Raw genomic sequence first — 21,821 nt, forward strand, 5'->3', positions numbered from 1 at the left:
GCTTCACTTGCTATATGAATGATAAGAACACTCCATACATAAATAGGTAATAAGGAGGGGATATGTTGAAAAGGATACTGTTAGTTTCAACAAGTGCTCATGATATGAATGGACACCCGACTGGTTTGTGGCTGGAAGAGCTCGCAGCTCCTTATCATGTATTTAAAAAGGCTAAGTTTGATGTTGATATTGTGTCAATAAAAGGTGGGAGAGTACCTATAGATAGAGTGTCTATTCCGAATGGTATACCTCGCGAATTCAAGCATGTAGCTTCTTTATTGCAAAATACGAGGCCGATTTCAAATGTTCATTTTTCGGATTATGATGCGGTTTTATTTGGTGGTGGGCACGGGGCGATTGTAGATTTTCCAGGTAATCCATATGTAGTAAATTTGATTGAGAATATGTATAACAATAACCGGATTGTAGCGGCTGTTTGTCACGGAGTAAGCTCCTTAGTCGGTGTGAAAAATCAGGATGGCTAGTTTTTTGTTGCGGGTAAGCGTATAACAGGTTATACAAACGATGAAGAAAGAGCTGTACATTTAGAAAAGCGCGTTCCGTTTTTGCTAGAAAGTAAGTTGAAAGAAGAAGGAGCTTTGTTTTATGTAGCCCCCAATTTTACGCCGCATGTAGTAGTAGATGGTCATTTAATTACAGGACAAAATCCACAGTCTAGCGTGGAAATAGGTAAGGCTATAAAAAGGGCTGTAAATAAATTATCGTCATTTTAATTTCTGCTCATTTCTTCTTATTAATGGGAATGTCTTCTTTTCAAAAAAAGATGGAGCAATGAATATGCACTTTATATAGAAGAAACCGACTTTCTTATAGAAGGTCGGTTATTTTTCTATCTTGCAAATTACGAAAAAAAGGAGCAAAATAAAAAAGGTCCTAGTCTATACATGGGAAAATGAAAATTTTCATACAGAAGCATTTGAAGTGAGCGAACTTAAAGTGTGTAAAATATAATGATAAGCATAAAAGATGATGAATGAGAAAACGGGTGATGAAGTTGAATAGAGCAATCGGTGTTATCGATTCAGGAGTTGGCGGTTTAACAGTAGCAAAGGAATTAATTCGTCAGTTGCCGAAAGAGCGTATCATATATTTAGGAGATACAGCACGTTGTCCTTATGGTCCACGTTCTCGAGAAGAAGTACGTCAATTTACGTGGGAAATGACGGAGCATTTACTAGATTTAAATATTAAAATGTTAGTTATTGCGTGTAATACAGCAACTGCAGTTGTATTAGAAGAGATGCAAAAACAATTACCAATTCCAGTAGTAGGAGTTATTCACCCAGGATCACGTACAGCTTTAAAAGTGACAAACACGTATCACGTTGGGATTATTGGAACGATTGGAACGGTGAAAAGTGGTGCATACGAAGAGGCGTTAAAGTCTATTAATAACCGTGTTATGGTAGAAAGTTTAGCTTGTCCACCTTTCGTTGAACTTGTAGAGAGTGGGAATTTCGAAAGTGAAATGGCGTATGAAGTTGTAAGAGAAACGCTGCAACCACTGAAAAGTACCGATATTGATACACTTATATTAGGGTGTACACATTATCCGATTTTAGGACCTGTTATTAAAAAAGTAATGGGAGATAAAGTACAACTAATTAGTTCTGGTGATGAAACAGCACGTGAAGTAAGTACAATCTTATATCATAGTAAAATGTTGAATGAAGGAGAAGAACAAAGCGATCATCTCTTCTTAACAACAGGAAAAATAGGCTTGTTTAAAGAAATTGCATCCAAATGGTTCGGTCAACCGATTGAAAATGTGAAGCATATTCATTTAGAAAAAGAATAATAGTAGAATTTATATAAGTGAGCTCCTGAGAAATCAGGAGTTTTTGTTTTATCTTGCTATTTGCTGGGTAGTAAGACCCCTGCTGATTAAAGTTTCAATTTATAAGAGGCACAGCTTGTTCTAAAACGTGAAACAGCTCGTATACATAATAGTACAAACTTAGATTTTAGGGGGGGAATGGCATGCCTAAATCCACTTTTAAATGGGTTGTTGGTGCTACTGTGAGCGCTGTTTTACTAACAGGGTGTGGCTTTATAAATCAAGAGAAAGCAACTGAACAAATTGATCCGCCAAAACAAGTTACGTATACAGAGGGTGGGAAGAAAGAAGTAGCTAAAAAAGATAAGCAAGGGCAAATGGTAAATAGAGAACTATACCTTGTTGATAAAAATGGTTATGTTGTACCACAAACGTTAGCTATACCTACTCCGAAAGCAAATGAGACTGTGAAGCAAACGTTAGAATACCTTGTGAAAGATGGACCGGTAACGAATTTATTACCGAATGGGTTTCGTGCAGTCATTCCGGCGAATACAACGATGACCTTAGATTTGAAAAAGGACGGAACGGCAGTTATTGATTTCTCTAAAGAAATGAAAAACTATGCGAAAGAAGAAGAGCGTCAAATCGTTGAATCTATAGCTTGGACGTTGACGCAATTTACAGAGATAAAACAAGTGCAGTTCCAAATAAATGGTGAGAAATTGGCAAAGATGCCGGTTGGTGGTACACCGCTTGGTGAAGGAGTGAGCCGTGCAAATGGTATTAACTTCGATGATGAACAAGTAGCAGATGTAACAAATACAAAACCAGTCACACTGTATTTTATGGCGCAAAATAATAATAAACAGCAATACTACGTACCAGTCACACGCCGCGTTGCAGAAGGTAAAGAAAATGACTATGCAGCAATTATAGATGAACTTGTAAAAGGTCCGATCCATCAATCGCTCCTGAATGATTTTAATCCAGGCGTTAAGCTTATTACGAATCCGAAATTACAAGACGGAAACCTTACATTAAACTTTAATGAAAATATATTTGTAAACCCAGATAAAAATATGATTTCAAATTACGTATTGAAGTCGTTAGTTTTATCTTTAACAGAAAAGAAAGGTGTGAAAAATATTTCTATTGAAGTAAATGGAAAAGCAAATCTTATAGATGAAAAGGGCGGAAAGTTAATAAAACCTGTAGATCGTCCAGAAAACGTGAATACAGGTAGTTTTTAATCGTCAATAATTTGATATACTTAAGTAAGAAAGAGGAATTGCTTTTTGGGTTCCTCTTCTTTTATTGTATACATATCATACATTTAAATTTGGCTATACTAACGAGTAGTAATTAAGAGGAGGTTATTTTTATGCGAGTAGATGGTAGAGAGAAAACAGAATTACGCCATATACATATTCATACGAATTATTTAAAACATCCAGAGGGATCTGTATTAATTGAAGTTGGGGATACAAAGGTGATTTGCTCAGCAACAATTGAAGAGCGTGTACCGCCATTTATGCGTGGAGAAGGAAAAGGATGGGTAACAGCTGAATACGCGATGATTCCACGTGCGACAGAACAACGTACAATTAGGGAGTCAAGTAAAGGGAAAGTAACAGGACGTACAATGGAAATCCAGCGCTTAATTGGACGAGCATTACGTGCGGTAGTTGACTTAGAAGCGCTTGGTGAGAGAACGGTTTGGATTGATTGTGATGTTATTCAAGCGGATGGTGGAACGAGAACAGCTTCTATTACAGGTGCATATGTAGCGATGGTATTAGCGTTTGAGAAGTTATTACAAGCAGAAAAAGTATCTAAAATTCCAGTAAAAGATTATTTAGCAGCAACGTCAGTAGGGATTGTTGAAGAACAAGGTGTTGTTTTAGATTTAAACTATGCAGAAGATTCTAAAGCAGACGTTGATATGAACGTGATTATGACTGGAAAAGGCCAGTTTGTTGAAGTGCAAGGAACTGGAGAAGAAGCGACGTTTAGTAGAGCGCAGTTAAATGAATTACTTGATGCAGCAGAACAAGGCATTTTCCAACTGATTGATATGCAAAAAGAAGCGTTAGGTGACATCGTATCTCATATAGAGTAGAGGTGGAAAAAATGAAACAAGTTGTTGTAGCGACAAAAAATATGGGGAAAGTACGTGAATTTGCTGAGTTATTTGAGCGATTTGATTTAGAAGTGAAATCATTACACGATTTTCCTCATATTGAAGAAGTCGAAGAAACTGGTGAAACATTTGAAGAAAATGCGATCTTAAAAGCGGATAGTTTGAGTAGACAGTTGAATGCAATTGTAATTGCGGATGATTCAGGTCTTATTGTAGATGCGTTAAACGGGAAACCAGGCGTGTATTCAGCTCGTTTTGCTGGAGAGCCGAAAGATGATCAAGCGAATATTGATAAAGTGTTACAAGAATTAAATGAAGTAGCGTTTGAAAAGCGTAAAGCTCGTTTCTATTGTGCATTAGCAGTTGCTTTCCCTGGAGGTGATAAAAAGCCTGTCATTGTAAACGGGACATGTGAAGGATTTATTTTAGAACAACGCCGCGGGGAAAACGGCTTTGGATATGATCCGATTTTTTATGTGGAAGAATATAAAAAAGCGATGGCGGAACTAAGTTCAGATGAGAAAAATGCTATTAGCCATCGTGGCCGTGCTCTTCGTAAATTAGAAGAAAAAATCCCGGAATGGTTTTTAGGAGAATAAGGGAGAGAGAATGATGAAAGCTTTAATCGTAAGTGATAGTCATAGCTCTGTGAAGGAATTACAGCAGTTGAAAGAGAAATATGAAGGGAAAGTAGATATCATGATTCATTGCGGTGATTCAGAGCTAACGCCTGCTCATGAAGAACTGCAAGGTTTCCGTGTTGTAAAAGGAAACTGTGATTATGCTAACTTTCAAGATGAAATTGTAACTGATGTAGATGGAATTCGCTTCTTAGTTGTGCATGGACATCGCCATAATGTGAAAATGACATTACAAACGCTAGCGTACCATGCTGAAGAAGTGGGAGCGCAAGTTGCATGCTTTGGACATTCTCACGTATTAGGTGCGGAATTAATCGAGGGCGTTTTATTTATTAATCCAGGCAGTATTTTATTACCACGTCAGCGTGTAGAAAAGACATTTGCTTTATTAGAAATGGATGGAAATCAAATGGAAGTTCGTTTTGAAACGTTAGACGGACAACTAGTTGAACAAGCAGTTTTTAAAAGAGGATAAGAAAATTTATCCTCTTTTAAAAAAGGTGTTGACTTTATGTGTGGTTATACATATAATAAATATTGTCGATAGGGCAACGGCGCTAACGAAGAAAAGAAAATAACATATGCGGGTGTAGTTTAGTGGTAAAACAAGAGCCTTCCAAGCTCTGGTCGAGAGTTCGATTCTCTTCACCCGCTCCATGTCCCAGTAGCTCAGCCGGATAGAGCATACGCCTTCTAAGCGTACGGTCGGGAGTTCGAATCTCTCCTGGGACGCTAAAAAAACCTTGTTATCTTTTGATAACAAGGTTTTTTGTTTGTCTAAAATTTGATGTTTGGGTTATAGGTGTAGTTCATTCTTGATATTTGCGACCTTTCCTTTGATATTAAGTAGTTGCATATGTACTTCTTTTTCTTAAATAAAAAGAGCGCCATTTATGCGCCCTATTCCTCGTATTTAATTTAAAGAATCAATAGGTTTATGATGGAACTCAAATCCATATCCAGATTCTCTTAATTGTTTACTTACAATATTATAAAACTCTTTACCATTCTAGTACAATTCAGCAGCAGTTATCGGAACTTATTCCCGGTAGTGTGTTACAATTAATAGAAGCGGAAAACGAGAATCTCCAATTGACTGGACCTGTGATTGGTTAGATGGTTTAAGAAGGTCGTATAAAAAAGGGAGATGGCGCAAAGATGGCGAGATCAAATGAGAATGATTTAACGGAGAAATTGGCGGAAGGTCACCGGAAATATGGTGATGGCAATTTTACAGTACAGAACATCGGTGATGAAACTAACCCGAATTGGACTGTCGTAAAAAATGTGAGGAAAGGATCGGCAGGCATTCGCGAAGGAGAAGATATATTAAGACTGCGATCAAAATATATAAAATAGTACGGAAATGGGCGGAGCGGGAGTTCGAATCTCTCCTGGGACGCTAAGAAAACCTTGTTATCTTTTGATAACAAGGTTTTTTGTTTGTTTTAAATTAGTTGTTAATAAACTTGTCAAAGACAAAACCATAATCTTTCACATTATATTGTTTCTTCGTATCAACGAGCCAGTTAAAAGCGATTTCGTTTATTTCTTTAAACTGTTCTGCTAAATTTACTTGTGCGTTTGAAATACGGCTGAAAGCGTTAGATGCCATATCTAAACTTTTATGTGCATATTGTAATGTAATATCGTTGTCGTATGAAATTTCTTCAATTTTAAGTAAAGCCTTATATAAATCTTTTAATTCTTCAATATGTTTTTTATGGACATCAATTGAATAGTGTTCATCGCCCATTTGGAACTTAATTTCTACATCTAAATCAATCGTTCCCGCAGTTTCAAGCGCTACGTTTTTAATTTGATATTTACTATAGCTAAAGCGGCGTAGTGTACGTTTTTTACTTGTTGCGCTTGTACCGTCTAAGTGAATTAACCCTTTGTTTGTGAAGCAATATTCATCTGATTTCGATTTAATTAGAAAGTAAATTTTCTCCCCATCTTCATGCATTACATAATCATCGGCATCGACCTTATCATAGTCTTTAGGTGTAATAACAGAACCTACATCGCTTAGTCCTAATACATCTGCGGCCATTTTTTTAAACATATATAATCCCCCTTGTAAATTAAAGTCTTAATTGTACAAAAATATATTAACATGATCTTCATCCTTTGTTTTCTTGTAATACGAAAATATCTGAAGGTAAGTTAAGAAAAGTAATGAATAATTATTTTGATCCTAAATTATTTAGTAAATCTATTAGTTTAAGAGTGGATTCTCCGAAAAATAACCAAGAGAAAAAAGTTAATTTTGCAAGTGATTATAAATAAATTCCGTGAAAGCACCTCAAGCGATATGAGGTGTTTTTCAATCTCTTTTTGAAATCTTACAATTCTGTAAGGTAACTGTAAGGTAGTTCGATGGTAAGAAATTGCTAATCTTTTATAATGAAGATAACAACGATAAAACGAGGAGGCAGAAATGATGAAAGGATTAGTTGTAACGGGCTTGACGGTTGCTTTTGGATTTGTAGCGTATGAGAAATTAACGTATGTAGTTGATGTTGTGAAACATTTGATTGCTTAGAGAAAACAGCCATGAGAGGGAAAGGGAATGAGTGAATGAATGGAATGGTTATTTGGAATTATAGGTACTTGTAGTGTAGTGTTATTGTTCTTTGTCCCAAGTGGTATACTTAGTTCGACAACAAGTTTGTTCTTCTTAAGTTTGTTTGCTTGTACGATGCTTATTATTATGTTTTTAATGAAGCGAAGTAAACCAATCTTCTATTTTAGCATGATTGTTATGGCAATTATTGTTCTCCAAATTATTACCCTTGTAATATACCCCACAATTATAAAAGCTTTCCATTAATGATGAATCCTCTGCGTTTGTTGCTGGGGATTTTTACTTGTACAATTTTAATTTTTAGTAGAGATTTATTTGTATTGGAATGTAAAAATTAAATATTTTCATATTTCAAACAAATAGTTTTGGGATGTTGTGTTCTCATTACGCATTTGATATATTTACTTTGAACATAATTAAAATCAAGAAAAAGAGGCGGACGTATGGATAAAAAAGAAAATACGGTCGTATTGTTTCCACAACTATCAGAGCGCTATATTGATGAAGGTTTTTTAGCGCTGAAAGAGCGGAAGTTCGAAGATGCATTGCGCTGCTTTGAAATATTACGTCAGTATAATGCGGAAACGGAACAAACGGAATTAGCTTCAGTTATTTGTTTACTCGAATTAAAACGTATGGAAGAAGCGAAAGACAAATGTGAACAGTTGCTTAAAACAGGAGTTGTCTTATTTGGTGATATTCTTGAAACGTACGTGACTATTTTAGTTCAAACAAATGATTATGAAGGTGTTATTGAAACTGTTGAAAAGGTTTTACAAACGAAAGATATAATGCCTGATCAAAAGGAAAAATTAGCGCAGCTTGCTTTATTTGCAGAAGGTATGCTAAATGAGGGAGACGCATCGCTAGTGGATTCAAATTTTGAGTTGGATGAGTTTACTAAAGAAATTTTTGGAGAAAACTTTGGACAGAAGCTAAGAGCGATTCAGCGACTTTCATTAAAAGACTTAGATCTTGCATTACCTGTTTTAAAGAAATTTTTAATAGACGAAGAGCAACACCCCTATTTGAAAACTTCTATTTTGTATAAAATGATAGAAAGTCAGGTAGAAGAGGAAATAGAGGTAGAAAAGTTTGGGAATACGATTAAGGTAATTCCAGCATTTACAGGTCATAATGAGGAGCAATCCAATAACATTATACATAAATTATCAAGTCGATTAGAGCAAAAATATCCCGATATATTTGAAGCGATGGTTACATATTGGAAAGAATTGCAAATTAGCGTTTTCCCATTCGCTCTATTAATGGATAAAGAAGAGATTTGGTCAGCTGTTTTAGAGAGAATTGGAAGAAAGCGTTTCGGATTGGCTATTGATGAAGAAGAGCTTATGGCAGCATACAATATCGAATTGGAAGAGTTTCATATTGCCTATCAATGGTTATTACGTGTTGAAAGAGAAGGATATTTGCCCGTATAATTATGAAAAAGAATCGTTCAGTTCTTGAAACGAGCATATTCTATGTTATAATGTAAGGGTTGCAAAAGGCAGAAAACTGCCTGTTTGTAAGAGAAGAGAAGTGTAATTCTCTTACTTAATATGTTTCATATTATTCTCGAACAAAATATACCGTAGTTGTCTTCTGGGCAATTAGTAGATTGGAACATTATATCTGAAAGCTTTTGCTAGAGGATTATTTGTGTATTTGTTATTTCAAAAAAGAGATAATGAAGATCTTAATCTATAGAGGTATGTGCATACATTATTATAGTTGGAGGGAAAGAATAAATGTCTACAAAATGGGAAAAATTAGAAGGTAACGTTGGCGTTTTAACAATCGAAGTTGATGCTAAAGAAGTAAACAACTCTATCGACGCTGCGTTCAAAAAAGTAGTAAAAACAATTAACGTACCAGGTTTCCGTAAAGGAAAAATGCCTCGTCCATTATTCGAACAACGCTTTGGTATTGAATCTTTATACCAAGATGCTTTAGATATCATTTTACCAAAAGCATACGGTGAAGCGATTGAAGAAGCTGGTATCTTCCCAGTTGATCATCCTGAAATCGACATCGAGAAGTTCGAAAAAAATGCTAACCTTATCTTCACTGCAAAAGTTACAGTAAAACCTGAAGTTAAATTAGGTGAGTACAAAGGTTTAGCAGTAGAAAAAGTTGAAACAACTGTAACTGACGAAGATGTAGAGAACGAATTAAAATCTTTACAAGAGCGTCAAGCTGAACTAGTTGTTAAAGAAGAAGGAACTGTTGAAAACGGTGATACAGCTGTAATCGACTTCGAAGGTTTCGTTGATGGCGAAGCATTTGAAGGTGGAAAAGGCGAAAACTACTCTCTAGCAATCGGTTCTGGTACATTCATCCCAGGTTTCGAAGAGCAAGTAATCGGTCTTAAATCTGGTGAGTCTAAAGACGTTGAAGTATCATTCCCAGAAGAGTACCATGCTGCTGAATTAGCTGGCAAACCAGCAACATTCAAAGTAACAATTCACGAAATCAAAACAAAAGAACTTCCTGAGTTAAACGACGAGTTCGCTAAAGAAGCAGACGAAGCGGTTGCAACTCTTGATGAATTAAAAGCAAAACTTCGCACAAACTTAGAAGAAGGCAAAAAGCACGAAGCTGAGCACAAAGTACGTGACGAAGTAGTAGAATTAGCTGCTGCTAACGCTGAAATCGAAATTCCAGAAGCTATGATCAACACTGAGTTAGATCGTATGGTTCGTGAATTCGAGCAACGTTTAAGCCAACAAGGTATGAACCTTGAGCTTTACTACCAATTCACAGGTACTGATGCTGACAAATTAAAAGAGCAAATGAAAGAAGATGCACAAAAACGTGTAAGAATCAATCTTGTTCTTGAAGCTATCATTGAAGCTGAAAACATCGAAGTTACTGAAGAAGAAGTAACTGCAGAAGTTGAAAAAATGGCTGAAATGTACGGTATGCCAGTAGACGCTATCAAGCAAGCTCTTGGAAGCGTAGACGCTTTAGCTGAAGATCTTAAAGTGCGTAAAGCTGTAGACTTCTTAGTAGAAAACGCTGCATAATAAAATAACAAGGCACGATTAAAATCGTGCCTTGTTTTATAAATATAGAAATATATTTATAAAACTTTTCGATGGAGAAGGAAAAGTTCCTTTACAAGTCGAATATACATATTTCAAAAGTTTTAAAAATTTTTTATTTGTACATAACTAGTCATATTATTTGTATTTCTCGCCACGTAGTGACATAATATGTATTTACATACGATACATTTATCGTGTACATACGAAGGCAAGAGGTTAGCACTTTGTAAGGGGTGTGAAAATATGTTTAAATTTAATGATGAAAAAGGGCAATTAAAATGTTCTTTCTGTGGTAAAACACAAACGCAAGTTCGAAAGTTAGTGGCAGGTCCAGGTGTTTACATTTGTGACGAGTGTATCGAACTTTGTACTGAAATTGTACAAGAGGAGCTTGCGAAGGACGAAGAAGTAGAATTCAAAGATGTACCGAAACCGGTAGAAATTCGTGAAATCTTAGATGAGTATGTCATCGGGCAAGATAGCGCGAAAAAAGCACTAGCGGTAGCGGTATATAACCATTACAAACGCATTAATTCTAACAGCAAAATTGATGATGTAGAATTAGCGAAGAGTAATATCGCACTTATCGGGCCAACAGGTAGTGGTAAAACATTACTTGCACAAACGTTAGCGCGTATTCTAAATGTTCCATTTGCAATCGCGGACGCAACATCTTTAACAGAAGCTGGATATGTTGGAGAAGATGTAGAAAATATCTTACTAAAATTAATTCAAGCAGCTGATTATGATGTAGAGAAAGCGGAAAAAGGAATCATTTATATTGATGAGATTGATAAAGTGGCACGTAAGTCCGAAAATCCATCAATTACACGTGATGTATCTGGTGAAGGTGTGCAGCAAGCACTTCTGAAAATTTTAGAAGGTACTGTAGCAAGCGTTCCACCTCAAGGTGGTCGTAAGCATCCGCACCAAGAGTTTATTCAAATTGATACAACGAACATCTTATTCATTTGTGGTGGAGCGTTTGATGGCATTGAGCCGATTATTAAACGTCGCCTTGGTGAAAAAGTAATTGGATTTGGTTCTGAGAAGAAAAATGCTGATGTAAATGAGAAGCATGTTTTATCTCACGTATTACCAGAGGATCTTTTAAGATTTGGTTTAATTCCAGAGTTTATCGGTCGTCTTCCAGTTATTGCGAACCTAGAGCCACTTGATGAAGATGCTCTTGTTGATATTTTAACGAAACCGAAAAATGCACTTGTTAAGCAATTCCAAAAACTATTGGAGCTTGACGATGTTGAGTTAGAGTTTGAAGAAGGTGCACTAATCGAAATTGCGAAAAAAGCAATTGAACGTAAAACGGGTGCTCGTGGACTTCGTTCTATTATTGAAGGCTTAATGCTTGATGTAATGTTCGAACTTCCATCTCGTAAAGATATCGAGAAGTGTATTCTTACAAAAGAAACAGTAGCTGATAATGAGCCGCCAAAATTGGTGTTACAAGACGGTACTGTACTTGATACAAAAACATCTGCATAATGCGAAAGGGAAACAGCAATTTTTATAATTGCTGTTTTTCTTTATGTTTAGCTACGTTCCTCCGCGGAAATACTAAGAGATAAAATATTGCGGGAGGAAATAAATAATGAGCTGGACAAATATATTTTTAGTTGTTCAACTTGTTTTTGGTGTAATTGTCGGATTGTATTTCTGGCATTTACTTCGAAATCAACGAACACAAAAAGTTTCAATTGATCGAGAATCGAAAAAAGAATTAGAACAGCTTCGTAAAATGCGTGAGATTTCTTTAACAGAGCCGCTAGCAGAAAAGGTGCGTCCTACAACCTTTTTAGATATTGTAGGGCAAGAGGACGGAATTAAGTCGTTAAAAGCGGCTCTTTGTGGTCCGAATCCGCAACATGTAATCATATATGGCCCACCAGGTGTTGGGAAAACAGCGGCAGCACGTCTTGTATTAGAAGAAGCGAAACGAAATCCTAAATCTCCATTTCGTACGAATGCAACATTTATTGAACTTGATGCGACAACAGCTCGGTTTGATGAACGTGGTATCGCAGACCCTTTAATTGGTTCGGTGCATGATCCGATTTATCAAGGTGCTGGGGCGATGGGGCAAGCAGGTATTCCGCAACCGAAAAAAGGTGCTGTAACAGATGCACATGGTGGTATTTTGTTTATTGATGAGATTGGCGAGCTCCATCCGATTCAAATGAACAAAATGTTAAAGGTGTTAGAAGATCGAAAAGTATTTTTAGAAAGTGCGTACTATAGTGAAGAAAATACAATGATCCCAACATATATACATGATATTTTCCAAAAAGGCTTACCGGCAGATTTTCGCTTAGTTGGAGCAACGACACGTTCGCCAGAGGAAATTCCTCCTGCTATTCGGTCACGTTGCTTAGAAGTATTTTTCCGTGAATTAGATACGGAAGAAATTCAAAAAGTAGCGAAAAATGCCGCGGAAAAAGTGGAAATGCAAATAGGTGAAAATGGTATTGAGATGATTGGGATGTATGCAAGGAATGGACGAGAAGCGATTAATCTCGTGCAAATCTCTGCGGGTATGGCGATAAATGAAGAACGTTCTTTCATTAAGGATGAAGATATAGAGTGGGTTGTTCACTCAAGTCAGCTTACACCGAAATATGAAAAGCGCATTTATCCGATTCCAAGGATCGGTCTTGTAAATGGTCTTGCTGTATACGGACCAAATACAGGTGCGTTATTAGAAATTGAAGTAACAGCAATTCCGGCGAAAGATAAAGGATCGGTAAATGTTACCGGAATTGTGGAAGAAGAAAGTATTGGTAGTCAAACGAAATCTATTCGTCGTAAAAGTATGGCGAAAGGCTCTGTTGATAATGTATTAACAGTACTTCGTTCTTTAGATGTGTTGCCAGAAGGATACGATATACATATTAATTTTCCAGGGGGTATCCCAATTGATGGCCCTTCTGCAGGAATCGCTATGGCAACAGGTGTATATTCTGCGGTGCATCGCACGTATGTAAATAATGAAGTAGCGATGACAGGTGAAATAAGTATACACGGAGAAGTAAAGCCTATTGGTGGTGTATACGCAAAAATAAAAGCTGCGAAAAAAGCGGGAGCTAAGAAAGTCATTATTCCTGCTGAAAATATGCAACCATTTTTGTATACGATCAAGGGAATTGAAATTATTCCTGTCCGTAAGTTAAAAGAAGTATTTGAGTTAACGTTTATGCAAGGAAATATGCATAGAGAGCTAGATGTACATACTAACGTAGACGAAACAGATGCACAATCTATGTAAAAATAAACAATAATAAAATTTGCCAGACTTCGTTTAAGTTTGTATGCTTAATCGGAGTCTTTTTCTTTTCGTGAGGTAGAAAAACAAGCTATTTACAATTGCGCGGAATCTCAGCAATTGCATCTAGGTGTATTGTAATATAAAATAGTTGAACAGGAGTTTAATTTATTATGGAGGTGCTATGTCTAGTATGAATACGAACGAAAGAATCGTGCCCCTCCTACCATTAAGAGGCGTTCTCGTATATCCAACGATGGTTTTGCATCTTGATGTAGGACGTGATAAATCGATACAAGCACTAGAGCAGGCGGCAATGGATGAAAATATCATCTTTTTAGCAATGCAAAAAGAAATGAATATCGATGATCCGAAAGAAGATGACATATATAGTGTAGGTACAGTGGCGAAAGTGAAGCAAATGTTAAAATTGCCGAACGGTACGCTTCGTGTCCTTGTGGAAGGTTTACATAGAGCAGAAGTAATAGAGTTTATCGAAGAAGAAAATGTAGTACAAGTGTCTATTAAAACGGTAACTGAAGAAGTAGAAGATGATTTAGAAGAGAAAGCTTTTATGCGTACGTTACTGGAGCATTTCGAACAATATATTAAAGTTTCGAAAAAAGTTTCAAATGAAACTTTTGCAACGGTAGCTGATGTGGAAGAACCAGGGAGATTAGCTGATTTAATTGCTTCTCACTTGCCGATTAAAACGAAGCAGAAACAAGAGATTTTAGAGATTGTATCTGTAAAAGAACGATTACAAACACTTATTTCAATTATTCAAGATGAACAAGAGTTACTTAGCCTAGAAAAGAAAATTGGGCAAAAAGTGAAACGTTCCATGGAGCGCACGCAAAAAGAATATTTCTTACGTGAGCAAATGAAGGCGATTCAAACTGAACTTGGCGACAAAGAAGGCAAGGGCGGAGAAGTAGAAGAACTTCGTGAGAAAATTGAACAGTCAGGAATGCCGGAAGAAACAATGAAGGCTGCCCTGAAAGAATTAGATCGTTATGAAAAGTTACCAGCAAGTTCTGCGGAGAGTGGTGTTATTCGCAATTATATTGATTGGTTATTAGCGCTTCCGTGGACAGAGGCAACAGAAGATATAATTGATCTTGCTCATTCGGAAGAGATTTTAAATAACGATCATTACGGTCTTGAAAAAGTGAAAGAGCGTGTACTTGAATATTTAGCTGTACAGAAGTTAACGAATTCATTAAAAGGACCTATCCTTTGTTTAGTAGGCCCTCCTGGGGTCGGCAAAACTTCATTAGCGCGTTCAATTGCAACATCATTGAATCGTAACTTCGTCCGTGTATCTCTTGGTGGTGTGCGTGATGAATCTGAAATTCGTGGTCACCGTCGTACATATGTTGGAGCAATGCCAGGACGCATTATTCAAGGTATGAAAAAGGCGAAAACAGTTAATCCAGTCTTCTTATTAGATGAGATTGATAAAATGTCTAACGATTTCCGTGGAGATCCATCAGCGGCATTACTTGAAGTATTAGATCCAGAACAAAACCATAACTTCAGTGATCATTACATTGAAGAACCATATGATCTATCAAAAGTTATGTTTGTAGCAACTGCTAATACACTTTCAAGTATTCCAGGTCCATTACTTGACCGCATGGAAATCATTTCGATTGCTGGCTATACAGAACTTGAAAAAGTACACATTGCTCGTGAGCATTTATTGCCGAAACAATTAAAAGAACATGGCTTACGAAAAGGTAATTTACAAGTGCGTGATGAAGCGCTTCTTGAGATTATTCGTTATTATACACGTGAGGCTGGTGTTCGTACGCTAGAGCGCCAAATTGCAAAAGTTTGCCGTAAAGTAGCGAAGATTATCGTTACAGCAGAACGTAAACGTATCGTTGTGACAGAGAAAAAGATTGTTGATTTACTTGGTAAACACATATTCCGTTATGGGCAAGCTGAAAAAACAGACCAAGTTGGTATGGCAACAGGTCTAGCTTACACAGCAGCAGGCGGCGATACACTTGCCATTGAAGTTTCTGTAGCGCCAGGAAAAGGGAAACTAATTTTAACAGGGAAACTTGGGGATGTTATGAAAGAATCAGCACAAGCTGCGTTTAGTTATATACGTTCTCGTGCAGAAGAGCTTCAGATCGATCCGAATTTCCATGAGAAAAATGATATTCATATTCACGTTCCAGAAGGAGCAGTTCCAAAAGACGGACCGTCAGCAGGTATTACGATGGCAACGGCACTTATTTCTGCGCTAACAGGTATTCCTGTAAGTAAAGAAGTGGGTATGACAGGTGAAATTACACTTCGTGGTCGTGTATTACCAATTGGTGGTTTAAAAGAAAAAACATTAAGTGCTCACCGCGCAGGCTTAACAAAAATTATTTTGCCAGCAGAAAACGAGAAAGATTTAGATGATATTCCAGAGAGCGTAAAAGAAAACCTTACGTTTGTGCTTGCATCTCATTTAGATGAAGTATTGGAGCACGCATTAGTAGGAGTGAAACAATGAAAGTAACAAAAGCAGATATTGTAATTAGTGCTGTTAAACCAGAACAATATCCAGACAGTGATTTACCAGAAATTGCATTAGCAGGTCGTTCAAATGTGGGGAAGTCTTCCTTTATTAATAAAATTTTAAATCGTAAAAAGTTAGTGCGTATTTCTTCTAAACCAGGAAAAACGCAAACGCTGAACTTTTTCTTAATCAATGAGATGATGCACTTTGTTGACGTTCCAGGTTATGGATATGCAAAAGTATCTAAATCGGAGCGCGCTGCATGGGGGAAAATGATTGAAACGTACTTTACAACCCGTGAGCAATTAGACGCAGCTGTATTAGTAGTTGATTTACGTCACCAACCAACAAGTGATGACGTGATGATGTATGATTTCTTAAAGCATTATGAAATCCCAACAATTATTATTGCGACGAAAGCCGATAAAATTCCGAAAGGGAAATGGCAAAAGCATTTAAAAGTTGTAAAAGAAACGCTTGCTGTTGAAATTGGCGATGAAATTGTTCTATTCTCTTCTGAAACAGGACTTGGAAAAGAAGAAGCGTGGAAAGCAATTCATAAATTTACAAAAACAAAAAACGCGTGACGAATGTCGCGCGTTTTTGTTTTGCTAAATTTTTTAGCGTACGTTTAATGTAACTTCAATATTTCCTCGTGTTGCTTTCGAGTAAGGACATACACCGTGAGCCGCTTCTACAAGTTCTTGTGCTTCGCTATGTGAAACGCCAGCCACATGTACATCAAGTACAGCAGATAGACCGAAACCACCATCTGTATCTTTTCCGATAGAAACGTGAGCAGTTACTTCTGTACTTTCTACTTTCACACGTTTTGTACGAATGACAAGTTGTAATGCACTATCGAAACAAGCTGCATAACCAGCTGCAAATAGTTGTTCTGGATTTGTTGCTTCTCCGCCTGCACCACCTAGTGCTTTCGGCATTTTTACATCAAGATTTAATATGCCATCATCTGAAACTACTTTCCCATTTCTTCCACCTGTTGCTGTTACTGAAGCAGTATATAATTTATCCATATTTATTCCCCTTTTCCATCATTAATTGTTTTCATTGTGTCAATTAGTTTATTTAGTTGAATTAATAAAGAGCGATATTCTTGCTCTGTAATTCCTAAGTTTGTAGCCATCGTTGTCGGTAATGAACAAGCCTTTTCCTTTAAATCTTTGCCTTGTTCTGTTAATTCAATACAAACTTTTCGCTCGTCTTCTTTGGAACGAACACGTTTTACAAGTTTTAATGATTCCATGCGTTTTAACATAGGTGTTAACGTACCAGAATCTAAAAATAGACGTTCTCCAATTTCTTTTACTGTTAGTCCATCTTGCTCCCATAGTACGAGTAAAGTAATGTACTGGGGATACGTAATACCCATTTCTTCTAAATAAGGTCGATAAAAACGAGTAACCTCTCTAGAGCAGGCGTAAATAGAAAAACAAAGTTGGTTATCTAGATGCAAAGAGTCCTCTGTCATAAATAACTCCCTTCTAATTAAGTTGTGCACAATTTAATTTTGTAAAACCAATATAACGAAAAAGAAATACAATGTCAAATACATTGTATTGAGAAAGTCTTTGTTGCATTTTGGAACAATCATACATATTTTCCTTCATGATGAAAGAAGATAGGGAAGATGATGTTATAATTTATATGGAATAGTTTCCATCACTTGATTATGAGGGCTTTTTTTGGTAACGTACAAATAGAGTTATTAATTTATAATCATTATAAAGTAGAAGTTTTTTTATTAGTGTTACTGAATCTCCTTTATTACATACGGAGAATAATTAAAAAATAATCGGTTGTTCACACGATTGTCAGATTCATAAGAGGAAAGTTGTATTATGATAGTAGATAAAGTGATAAAACGGGTGAAGGGGGACATGCTGCGTGCATATTCTTGTTGTTAGTGTAAATTATCGAACAGCCCCTGTAGAATTTCGTGAGAAACTCACATTTCAGGCAGCAGAACTAGAGCGAGCGATGACTACATTACAAAATCAAAAGAGCGTGTTAGAGAATGTCATTGTATCAACTTGTAATCGCACTGAGATTTATGCTGTTGTCGATCAATTACACACGGGACGGTATTATATTAAGAAGTTTTTAGCTGATTGGTTTCAGCTTGAAATAGAAGAAGTCGCGCCATATTTAACTATTTTTGAACAAGATGGTGCAATAGATCATTTATTCCGCGTAACGTGCGGTTTAGATTCTATGGTAGTCGGAGAAACGCAGATTTTAGGTCAAATAAAAGATAGCTTTTTAGAAGCGCAACAAGTTAAAGCAACAGGCACAATTTTTAATGAATTGTTTAAGCAAGTCATTACATTAGCAAAACGTGCCCACTCAGAAACAACAATCGGGGAAAGTGCGATGTCTGTTAGTTATGCTGCTGTTGAGCTTGGAAAGAAAATATTTGGCGAGTTAACAGATTGTCATGTGCTTATTCTTGGTGCTGGTAAAATGGGCGAACTTGCACTGCAAAACTTATATGGAAGTGGTGCTCGTAAAGTAACAGTTATGAATAGGACGCTTTCGAAAGCAGAAGTAATGGCTGAGAAATATATGGGACATGCAAAATCGTTAAGCGAATTACAATGTGCATTATTAGAAGCAGATATTTTAATTAGTTCAACTGGTGCATCGGAGTATGTCATTACGAAAGAGATGATGACGAAGGTAGAGAAAATGCGCTCTGGTCGCCCTTTGTTTATGGTTGACATTGCAGTGCCACGTGATATTGATCCAGCGATTGATGAGCTAGAAGGTTCTTTCTTGTATGATATTGATGATTTACAAGGAGTAGTGGAGGCAAACCGTGCTGAGCGTTTGAAAGAAGCAGAGAAAATTCAATTTATGATTGAAGAGGAAATTGTTCTATTTAAAACGTGGTTAAGTACACTTGGTGTTGTTCCATTAATATCAGCTCTTCGTGATAAGGCACTTGCAATCCAAAGTGAAACGATGGTAAGCCTAGAGCGAAAAATACCAAACCTTAGTGATCGTGAGAAAAAAGTCATTAGTAAGCATACGAAAAGTATTATTAATCAATTATTAAAAGACCCAATTTTAGTAGCGAAAGAAATAGCTGCTGAAGAGGGAGCGAGCGAAAAATTAGCGTTATTTGCGAAGATTTTCGATTTAGAAACGGAAGACGTAGAGAGTTGTGCGGAAGAAGTAGAACATAAAAAAGTGTGGACACCATCCGTTCCATCTTTATAATTTGGAAGGATGATCGGATGAGTTTTTTAAATAACAGTATTATTTATCATATTGCAATTATTTTATATGCTTGTAGCATTAGTTTATATTTTATAGATTATTTCCAAAGTAACCGAAAGGCGAACCGATTTGCTTTTTGGTTACTTGCGATTGTATGGGTCCTGCAGTCTATTTTTATGTTGCTTAGGGCTACAGATTCAGAAACGAATCCTATTTTAACTTTATTATCAGGGATTTATTTTTATGTTTGGTTATTGATTACGATGTCGTTAGTCATTAATCGATTTATGAGAATCGACTTTTTAGTCTTTTTTACAAATGTTGTTGCATTTGGCGTAAGCGCTTTTTCTATTTTTACACCGCTCGGAAAGATGTCGCCAGTACTTGCGGAACAATTAGTTTCAGAACTTGTATACGTGCATGTCGGTATGGCAATTATTTCTTACGCAACGTTTACTGTATCGTTCATTTTTTCTATTATGTACTTATTACAATATCGCCTATTAAAAAAGAAAAAATGGAATGCGAGATTAAGAAGGTTAGGGAATTTACCGAAGCTAGAATCTATGTCTTACGGATTAAATTTATTTTCTGTTCCATTTTTCTTACTAGCAATTTTATTAGGATGTATATGGGGATATACAAAATTGGATAATTTCCATTGGTATGATACGAAAGTAATCGGATCTTTTGTCGTTCTATTTGTGTATTGCACAGGTTTATATTTACGAGCGGCAGATGTGTTGCAAGGTAAGAAAATTGTACAGTGGAATATCGGATCGTTTCTCGTAATGCTAGTAAACATTTTTCTATTAAGCAGTTTATCCAATTTCCACTTTTGGTATTTATAATGAGGAGAGAGAATTATGCGCAAAATTATTGTAGGATCACGAAAGAGTAAACTAGCATTAACGCAAACAAACTGGTTTATTGATCAGTTAAAAGCCCTAGGTCTACCATATGAATTTGAAGTGAAAGAAATTGTCACAAAAGGTGATGTTATTTTAGATGTTACTCTTTCAAAAGTAGGCGGCAAAGGCTTGTTTGTAAAAGAGATTGAACACGCGCTACTTACGAAAGAAATCGATATGGCTGTACATAGTATGAAAGATATGCCAGCCGTACTTCCAGAAGGTTTAATGATTGGCTGTACACCAAAGCGTGTTGACCCTCGTGATGCTTTTATCTCAAAAAATGGAGCATCGTTTAAAGAGTTAGCGGAAGGTGCTATTTTAGGTACGAGTAGTTTAAGACGTAGTGCACAGCTACTCGCTGCGAGACCAGATTTACAAGTTAAGTGGATTCGCGGGAATATCGATACACGTTTACGTAAATTAAAAGAAGAAGATTACGATGCGATTATTTTAGCGACAGCTGGATTACAAAGAATGGGCTGGGATGATGAAGTTATTACAGAACATTTAGATGAAGCGTTATGTGTACCTGCTGTAGGACAAGGTGCATTAGCGATTGAGTGTCGTGAGGATGATAAGGATTTATTGCAATTGTTAGCGCATATTAATGATACGATAACAGAAAGAACAGTGGCAGCGGAGCGAGTATTTCTTCATAAACTTGAAGGTGGATGCCAAGTTCCAATTGCTGGATATGCAACCCTTACAGAAAACGATGCAATCGAATTAACAGCTCTTGTCGGCTCTATGGATGGCTCTGTTTTATTAAAAGAGACAGTAGTGGGTACTAATCCTGAGGAAGTAGGATTAGAGGCCGCGGACCGTTTAATTAAGCAAGGCGCCAAAGAACTCATTCTTGCTGCAAATAAGGAGCAACAATAAATATGAACGCTCTCGCTGGAAAAACGGTATTGATTACACGTGCCCAGCATCAAGCGAAACAAATGAGTGTAGCAGTGAAAGAAAAGAGCGGAATTCCATTGGAAATTCCGCTTTTGCGTATGGAAGGTATGTCTCATAGGCAAATTCAACATATTGAAGAGCAGCTACATTCATACGACTGGGTTATTTTTACGAGCAGAAATGGTGTAGCTTTTTTTCTGGATAGTTTAAAAAAGAAACTACCACTAACCATTAAAATCGCTGCGGTAGGTGTGAAAACAAAATTAGAGTTAGAAAAAAGGGGCTATCAAGTTCATTTTGTTCCGACTTTATTTGTTGCAGAAGCATTTGCAGAAGAGTTTCTAAAAGAATTAAGTGGAAATGAACGTATTTTATTTCCGAAAGGGAATTTAGCAAGAGAGGTAATTCCGGTTGCACTTCGGGAAATTGGTATTTCTCTAGATGAGCTAACCGTATACGGTACGAAAGTGAATATAGAAAAAAAGCAAGAGCTTATAGCGGCATTGAAGTTAGGGAAAGTAGACATTATTACATTTACGAGCCCTTCAACTGTTACTAGTTTTGTTCGTTTACTTGAGGGTACAAACTGGAGAGAATGGACAAAAAAATGTACAATTGTTTGTATAGGACCTATTACGGAAAAAGAGGCAAGTCTTTATTTTCCGTCTGTTATTGTGCCGAAAGAGTACACTGTAGAAGCATTACTACAATGTGTTTGTGAATCTATAAAATGAAAGAATG

At 36.6% G+C, this 21,821-nt stretch carries 20 protein-coding genes, 2 tRNA genes and 2 pseudogenes; 20 read left to right on the forward strand and 4 right to left on the reverse strand.

Going from position 1 to position 21,821, the window contains the following annotated elements; genetic code table 11:
* The first annotated feature begins 62 nt into the window (after positions 1-62).
* The 8 genes and pseudogenes from ES895_RS01520 (at position 63) to ES895_RS01555 (ending at position 5,314) form a co-directional block, all read left to right on the forward strand.
* Positions 63-734: pseudogene (locus ES895_RS01520) on the forward strand (type 1 glutamine amidotransferase domain-containing protein).
* 275 nt (positions 735-1,009) lie between these two features.
* A complete protein-coding gene (racE, locus tag ES895_RS01525; RefSeq protein WP_000774005.1) occupies positions 1,010-1,819 on the forward strand; it encodes a glutamate racemase in 810 nt (269 codons plus the stop codon).
* A gap of 182 nt (positions 1,820-2,001) precedes the next feature.
* The gene (gene gerM, locus ES895_RS01530) at positions 2,002-3,051 is read left to right on the forward strand and encodes a spore germination protein GerM (RefSeq protein ID WP_001126746.1); all 1,050 of its coding nucleotides are present in this window, start codon (positions 2,002-2,004) and stop codon (positions 3,049-3,051) included.
* 131 nt (positions 3,052-3,182) lie between these two features.
* The gene (gene rph / locus ES895_RS01535; protein ID WP_001261765.1) at positions 3,183-3,920 is read left to right on the forward strand and encodes a ribonuclease PH; all 738 of its coding nucleotides are present in this window, start codon (positions 3,183-3,185) and stop codon (positions 3,918-3,920) included.
* 11 nt (positions 3,921-3,931) lie between these two features.
* Positions 3,932-4,540, forward strand: a complete 609-nt coding sequence (locus tag ES895_RS01540) for an XTP/dITP diphosphatase (protein WP_135238143.1) — start codon at positions 3,932-3,934, stop codon at positions 4,538-4,540.
* 13 nt (positions 4,541-4,553) lie between these two features.
* Positions 4,554-5,057 (forward strand): metallophosphoesterase, encoded by a 504-nt coding sequence (locus tag ES895_RS01545; RefSeq protein WP_000645506.1) that lies wholly within the window; start codon positions 4,554-4,556, stop codon positions 5,055-5,057.
* Between the two features lie 108 nt (positions 5,058-5,165).
* Positions 5,166-5,239 (forward strand) — tRNA-Gly (locus ES895_RS01550).
* A 1-nt stretch (position 5,240) separates the two neighbouring features.
* Positions 5,241-5,314 (forward strand) — tRNA-Arg (locus ES895_RS01555).
* Between the two features lie 181 nt (positions 5,315-5,495).
* On the opposite strand, the pseudogene ES895_RS30175 reads toward ES895_RS01555, so the two are convergent.
* A pseudogene (locus tag ES895_RS30175) lies at positions 5,496-5,588 on the reverse strand (DUF6572 domain-containing protein); the annotation flags it as partial.
* A gap of 152 nt (positions 5,589-5,740) precedes the next feature.
* On the opposite strand from ES895_RS30175, the gene ES895_RS01560 reads away from it, so the two are divergent.
* Positions 5,741-5,941 carry a hypothetical protein gene (locus ES895_RS01560; protein ID WP_000124460.1) on the forward strand — a complete coding sequence of 67 codons (201 nt, stop codon included), beginning with the start codon at positions 5,741-5,743 and terminating at the stop codon, positions 5,939-5,941.
* Between the two features lie 94 nt (positions 5,942-6,035).
* Here ES895_RS01560 and ES895_RS01565 read toward each other — a convergent pair whose 3' ends face one another.
* On the reverse strand, positions 6,036-6,650 hold the full coding sequence (locus ES895_RS01565) for a PH domain-containing protein (protein ID WP_000473866.1): 615 nt from the start codon (positions 6,648-6,650) through the stop codon (positions 6,036-6,038).
* A 519-nt stretch (positions 6,651-7,169) separates the two neighbouring features.
* Here ES895_RS01565 and ES895_RS01570 point away from each other — a divergent pair.
* The 7 genes from ES895_RS01570 (at position 7,170) to ysxC (ending at position 16,607) form a co-directional block, all read left to right on the forward strand.
* The gene (locus ES895_RS01570; RefSeq protein ID WP_001983650.1) at positions 7,170-7,418 is read left to right on the forward strand and encodes a hypothetical protein; all 249 of its coding nucleotides are present in this window, start codon (positions 7,170-7,172) and stop codon (positions 7,416-7,418) included.
* 197 nt (positions 7,419-7,615) lie between these two features.
* Positions 7,616-8,614, forward strand: a complete 999-nt coding sequence (locus ES895_RS01575; protein WP_000358271.1) for a hypothetical protein — start codon at positions 7,616-7,618, stop codon at positions 8,612-8,614.
* Between the two features lie 309 nt (positions 8,615-8,923).
* Positions 8,924-10,201 (forward strand): trigger factor, encoded by a 1,278-nt coding sequence (gene tig / locus ES895_RS01580; RefSeq protein ID WP_000105215.1) that lies wholly within the window; start codon positions 8,924-8,926, stop codon positions 10,199-10,201.
* 264 nt (positions 10,202-10,465) lie between these two features.
* On the forward strand, positions 10,466-11,725 hold the full coding sequence (gene clpX / locus ES895_RS01585) for an ATP-dependent protease ATP-binding subunit ClpX (protein ID WP_000472289.1): 1,260 nt from the start codon (positions 10,466-10,468) through the stop codon (positions 11,723-11,725).
* A gap of 106 nt (positions 11,726-11,831) precedes the next feature.
* Positions 11,832-13,502 (forward strand): ATP-dependent protease LonB, encoded by a 1,671-nt coding sequence (lonB, locus tag ES895_RS01590; protein ID WP_000119180.1) that lies wholly within the window; start codon positions 11,832-11,834, stop codon positions 13,500-13,502.
* Between the two features lie 181 nt (positions 13,503-13,683).
* Positions 13,684-16,014, forward strand: coding sequence for an endopeptidase La (gene lon / locus ES895_RS01595; protein WP_000097285.1), 2,331 nt, complete (start codon positions 13,684-13,686; stop codon positions 16,012-16,014).
* Entirely contained in the window at positions 16,011-16,607 is a 597-nt protein-coding gene (ysxC, locus tag ES895_RS01600) for a ribosome biogenesis GTP-binding protein YsxC (RefSeq protein WP_000869116.1), read from the forward strand. The genes lon and ysxC overlap by 4 nt, the downstream gene beginning before the upstream one ends.
* A 33-nt stretch (positions 16,608-16,640) precedes the next feature.
* Here ysxC and ES895_RS01605 read toward each other — a convergent pair whose 3' ends face one another.
* The gene (locus ES895_RS01605; RefSeq protein WP_000359781.1) at positions 16,641-17,057 is read right to left on the reverse strand and encodes an organic hydroperoxide resistance protein; all 417 of its coding nucleotides are present in this window, start codon (positions 17,055-17,057) and stop codon (positions 16,641-16,643) included.
* A 2-nt stretch (positions 17,058-17,059) separates the two neighbouring features.
* Positions 17,060-17,512: a MarR family winged helix-turn-helix transcriptional regulator gene (locus ES895_RS01610; protein ID WP_000133916.1), complete on the reverse strand. Its 453-nt coding sequence runs from the start codon at positions 17,510-17,512 to the stop codon at positions 17,060-17,062.
* Positions 17,513-17,928: 416 nt separating this feature from the next.
* Here ES895_RS01610 and hemA point away from each other — a divergent pair, with 416 nt between their 5' ends.
* From hemA to hemD, 4 genes are read left to right on the forward strand one after another with little or no spacing between them, the layout of a single operon-like run.
* Entirely contained in the window at positions 17,929-19,263 is a 1,335-nt protein-coding gene (gene hemA / locus ES895_RS01615; RefSeq protein ID WP_000547867.1) for a glutamyl-tRNA reductase, read from the forward strand.
* Positions 19,264-19,280: 17 nt separating this feature from the next.
* Complete coding sequence (locus ES895_RS01620; protein ID WP_000008991.1) at positions 19,281-20,114, forward strand: cytochrome c biogenesis protein; 834 nt, start codon at positions 19,281-19,283, stop codon at positions 20,112-20,114.
* Positions 20,115-20,129: 15 nt separating this feature from the next.
* Complete coding sequence (gene hemC / locus ES895_RS01625; RefSeq protein ID WP_001226396.1) at positions 20,130-21,059, forward strand: hydroxymethylbilane synthase; 930 nt, start codon at positions 20,130-20,132, stop codon at positions 21,057-21,059.
* A 2-nt stretch (positions 21,060-21,061) separates the two neighbouring features.
* Positions 21,062-21,814, forward strand: a complete 753-nt coding sequence (hemD, locus tag ES895_RS01630) for a uroporphyrinogen-III synthase (RefSeq protein WP_135238144.1) — start codon at positions 21,062-21,064, stop codon at positions 21,812-21,814.
* Positions 21,815-21,821 lie beyond the last annotated feature (7 nt).

It is taken from the genome of Bacillus sp. 007/AIA-02/001, assembly GCF_004634455.1.
GTDB lineage: Bacteria > Bacillota > Bacilli > Bacillales > Bacillaceae_G > Bacillus_A > Bacillus_A cereus.